Genomic DNA, 4145 nt, shown 5'->3' with positions numbered 1-4145 from the left:
ATATAAATTATATCCAAATGAAAAAACACTATACAGGCAAGGAGGTGCGGCGATGAAACGCAATATCGTACTCGTCGGCATGATGGGCAGCGGCAAAAGCCATATTGGCCGTAAACTGGCGCAGCGGCTGGGCTGGCAGTTTGTCGACACCGATCGGCGCATTGAACGGGTCGTGGGCATGACGATTGCCGAATTTTTTTCTCAGGCCGGTGAAACAGGCTTTCGCGAGCGGGAGCGAACCATTTTGCACCAGGTCAGCCGCTATCACGAAGCTGTCATTTCTTTTGGCGGCAACTTTCCTATGAATATCGAGACGTACCGGATTCTGCACCGCCACGGATTCATTGTTGCCCTGCTGTCCGAGCCGTTCCGCGTGGAAGAGCGGGTAAGCCGGCATATCGGCAAGCGGCCCACTGTAGACTACGACAACCTGCGGGAGTTCGTGCGGCACATGATGCGCCAGTGGGAAGACGTCTATCCCTACTGTGACGGCGTCGTCGACACGACCCGCGGCGGGGCCGGTCAGATTGTGGAAATGATTTTGCAGAAAGTCGATGAAAAAAAGGTTCAGTTTATGTCACGAAGCAAAGGAGTCTGATCCATGATGATTCATAAAATCGGCGTACTTACCAGCGGCGGCGACGCACCCGGCATGAATGCGGCTATTCGCGGCGTCACGCGCTATGCCATTCAGAAAGGCCTTACTGTCGAAGGCATCCTGCGGGGCTATGCCGGCCTTCTGAGCCATGAAACGCGTCCCCTGGACCGGCGGGACGTAGGGGAAATCATTCACCGCGGCGGCACGATGCTGCGGACGGCGCGATGTCTGGAATTCATGGAAAAAGACGTGCAGAAAGAGGCTGCCCAATACCTGCGGTCCCTCGACATCGACGCTCTCGTCGTCATCGGCGGCGACGGCTCCATGAAAGGCGCTCAGGCCCTGAGCCAGCTGGGAATCCCGACCATTACCATTCCCGGCACCATCGACAACGACATGATGGGGACCCAGTATACCGTCGGCTTCGATACGACTATCAACACCGTTCTCAGCTCGGTCAACAAAATCCGCGACACTGCCTATTCTCACGAACGGGTTGCCGTCGTCGAAGTCATGGGCCGCCACGCCGGGTTTATTGCTCTCTATGCCGGCATGGCCGCCGGCGCCGAAGCAGTCCTCGTGCCGGAACACCCCATGGAGCTGAGCGACCTGTGCGCCCATCTGGAAGAATCGCACCGCATGAAGAAGATGAGCAGCATCGTCATCGTCGCCGAAGGGGCAGCCCGCAGCACGGACGTAGTCAAATATATCCGCGAACATACCTATCTGGAACCGAACCTGACCGTCTTGGGCTATGTACAGCGCGGCGGCGCTCCGTCGGCGTACGACTCCATCATGGCCGGCCTGTTTGCCCAGAAAGCCGTAGACAGCCTGCTGGCCGGCACGTACAACTGCGTCGTCGGTCTTCTGGACAGCCGCATCGTCGCCACGCCCTACACGGAAGCGGAACACCTGAAATTCTCGATTGATGAAAATATGTATCAGCTCGTCCAGTGGCTGGGCCGATAAGCGATAGTGCCTCGTATTATACGGAATACATTGACAACGCATAAAGATGCACCTATAATAATAAGGTATGTGTTGAAACGGATACATCCCGTCTTTATGTATAGTTGTTACAGAGGAGTGTTAGTATGTCGTTTGATTTCGGCTTAATCTGGAATTCCCTGCCCCTGCTGCTGGCAGGTGCCGGCGTTACCATTGAAATTACGGCCATTGCTGTAGCCATCGGCTTCTTTCTGGGCCTCATTACCAGTATCTGCCGCCTGTCCAGCGTAAAAATCCTGCGGGCCCTGGCAGTCTGCTATATCAATATTATCCGCGGCACGCCTATGCTGGTGCAGATTTTCCTGATCTATTTCGCCCTGCCCATGGTTATTGGCGAACGCATCAATCCCTTCGTAGCTGCCGTTGCAGCCTGCTCGATCAACAGCGGCGCCTACGTGTCGGAAATTTTCCGCGCCGGCATCCAGTCCGTCGACCGGGGCCAGATGGAAGCAGGCCGTTCCCTGGGCCTGTCGTGGTTCCAGACCATGCGGTACGTCATTTTGCCGCAGGCCTTCAAACACGTTATTCCGCCTCTGGGCAATGAATTTATTATGATGACCAAGGAAACGTCCCTCGTGTCGGTTATTGGCTTTGAAGAACTGACCCGCCGGGGCCAGCTGATCATTGCCAAGACGTACGGTTCCTTTGAAATCTGGCTGACTGTTGCGGCAATTTACATGATTATGACCCTGAGCATTGCCCGCCTTGTCAGCTATTTAGAACGGAGGTTTGCAACGGATGATAGAAATTAAAGGCCTGAAAAAGAGCTTTGGCAAACATGAAGTACTCAAGGGCATTGACCTGACCATTCACGACAAGGAAGTCGTCGTCATCATCGGGCCGTCGGGCTCGGGGAAAAGTACGATTCTGCGCTGCATCAACTACCTGGAACAGCCTACAGCCGGCGAAATCATTGTCGACGGCATCAGCATGAGCGATGCCAAAAGCATCAACGACATCCGCAAGGAAGTAGGCATGGTCTTTCAGCGGTTCAACCTGTTCCCTCATATGACGGTGCTGCAGAACATCATTCTGTCGCCCATGAAGACCCGCGGTGAAAGCCGGCAGGATGCGGAACAGACGGCCATCCGGCTTCTGGATAAAGTCGGCCTGGCCGATAAAAAAGACGCCTATCCTGAAACCCTGTCAGGCGGGCAGCAGCAGCGTGTGGCCATTGCCCGGGCTCTGGCCATGAAGCCGAAATTCATGCTCTTTGACGAACCGACGTCGGCGCTGGACCCGGAAATGGTCCGGGAAGTACTGGACGTCATTAAAGACCTGGCCAGAGACGGTATGGCCATGGCCATCGTGACCCACGAAATGGGCTTTGCCCGGGAAGTAGCCGACCGCGTACTCTTTGTCGACGACGGCCTGATTCAGGAAGAAGGCAAGCCGGACGAACTCTTTTTCCATCCCAAAGAAGAACGGACGAAAGAGTTCCTGTCTAAAGTATTATAAGTGATACTTGCGCGGCCCGTGCCGCCGCTGTATAGAGAAAAACACCGTTTTCGCGAAAGATGCGAGAACGGTGTTTTTGGCATGTCTGGATGAAAGGTGCCGGACAGGCTGTTAGCGAATGAAGTTGGTCATGACTTTGGCTTTTGTTTCCGGTGCCGTAATACCGGCCTGTTTTCCTGCTTCGATGCATTTCAGGAGCCAGGCCATGTTGTTGCCCAGAATGTTCATGATCTGCAGGCCTTCCTTGTCTTCCCGGACTTCGTCAGGCGTGTTGCCGTGGACCATGGTCCAGTAATTGGAAGATACAATGGGCATCTGATGATAGAGAAAATATTTATTCAGCACGTCCAGCGTAGCTGTCGTGCCGGCCCGCCGTGCTGACGTGACAGCAGCAGCCGGTTTGTGAATCAGAGCGGCGCCGGCTGTACCGGAGAGCTGATCCAGGAAGGATACGATTTCACCGGACGGCGAAGCCCAGTATACAGGAGAACCGACGACGAGACCGTCAGCAAGCTTAATCTTTTCGGCAGCCCGTTTGACAACGTCGGCTGTCGGCACAGCGTGCAGGATTTCCGTGTCAATGCCGTTGGCATTCAGGGCATCGGCGACGACGGACAATGCCGTATAGGTGCAGCCTTTTTCACGGCGGCTGCCGTTTAACAGGATAACTTTCATGAGAAAAACCTCCTTAGTATACGATAAACGAGTCATGTATTGGGATATCCAATCTGAGAGTATTATAGTATACCATAGACAGAAAATCAAATACATCGCAATGAGCCGCATGAATTCGGGATACATACCGGACAACATCGGCATATAACAGGGCGGCTGTACAGACAGCGGCTCTGTTTTTTTGCCTGTACAGAGCCATTTCTTATTGAACATCATGGATGACGTCATCAGCATATAGAAAGAGAAGAAGAGGGAGAAAAAGAGGGGAGAAGGAGAAGGGCGCCGTCAGCCCGCTAACAGTCTTCTCATATAGGCCGGTCGCCCACAGGCTGTAAGCTCATCACACATACTGGGGGGCCGGGAAGCGACAGCCCTTTGACCGTCCGCCCGGGACAATCCCTGTGTA

Annotated in this window: 5 protein-coding genes; 4 read left to right on the top strand and 1 reads right to left on the bottom strand. The window is 54.3% G+C overall.

Annotation, left to right across the window (positions count from 1 at the left end):
• Positions 1-52: 52 nt before the first annotated feature.
• The 4 genes from Q3886_RS08805 (at position 53) to Q3886_RS08790 (ending at position 3064) form a co-directional block, all read left to right on the top strand.
• Complete coding sequence (locus Q3886_RS08805) at positions 53-598, top strand: shikimate kinase (protein WP_301861023.1); 546 nt, start codon at positions 53-55, stop codon at positions 596-598.
• Positions 599-604: 6 nt separating this feature from the next.
• A complete protein-coding gene (gene pfkA, locus Q3886_RS08800; RefSeq protein WP_301861024.1) occupies positions 605-1567 on the top strand; it encodes a 6-phosphofructokinase in 963 nt (320 codons plus the stop codon).
• 125 nt (positions 1568-1692) lie between these two features.
• The gene (locus Q3886_RS08795; protein ID WP_301861022.1) at positions 1693-2358 is read left to right on the top strand and encodes an amino acid ABC transporter permease; all 666 of its coding nucleotides are present in this window, start codon (positions 1693-1695) and stop codon (positions 2356-2358) included.
• Entirely contained in the window at positions 2345-3064 is a 720-nt protein-coding gene (locus Q3886_RS08790) for an amino acid ABC transporter ATP-binding protein (RefSeq protein WP_301861021.1), read from the top strand. The genes Q3886_RS08795 and Q3886_RS08790 overlap by 14 nt, the downstream gene beginning before the upstream one ends.
• 111 nt (positions 3065-3175) lie before the next feature.
• On the opposite strand, the gene Q3886_RS08785 is transcribed toward Q3886_RS08790, so the two are convergent.
• A complete protein-coding gene (locus Q3886_RS08785; protein WP_301861020.1) occupies positions 3176-3739 on the bottom strand; it encodes a flavodoxin family protein in 564 nt (187 codons plus the stop codon).
• Between the last annotated feature and the right edge of the window lie 406 nt (positions 3740-4145).

Source organism: uncultured Megasphaera sp. (assembly GCF_958350005.1).
Taxonomy (GTDB): Bacteria; Bacillota; Negativicutes; order Veillonellales; family Megasphaeraceae; genus Megasphaera.
The sequence above is the reverse complement of the archived record's forward strand: the minus strand, read 5'-3'. Positions and strand labels throughout refer to the sequence as shown.

What these genes read in the sequence shown, in the direction of transcription:
- Q3886_RS08805 (WP_301861023.1), top strand. Translation starts at nt 53, where the DNA reads ATGAAACGCAATATCGTACTCGTCGGCATGATGGGCAGCGGCAAAAGC.
- pfkA (WP_301861024.1), top strand. Translation starts at nt 605, where the DNA reads ATGATTCATAAAATCGGCGTACTTACCAGCGGCGGCGACGCACCCGGC.
- Q3886_RS08795 (WP_301861022.1), top strand. Translation starts at nt 1,693, where the DNA reads ATGTCGTTTGATTTCGGCTTAATCTGGAATTCCCTGCCCCTGCTGCTG.
- Q3886_RS08790 (WP_301861021.1), top strand. Translation starts at nt 2,345, where the DNA reads ATGATAGAAATTAAAGGCCTGAAAAAGAGCTTTGGCAAACATGAAGTA.
- Q3886_RS08785 (WP_301861020.1), bottom strand. Translation starts at nt 3,739, where the DNA reads ATGAAAGTTATCCTGTTAAACGGCAGCCGCCGTGAAAAAGGCTGCACC.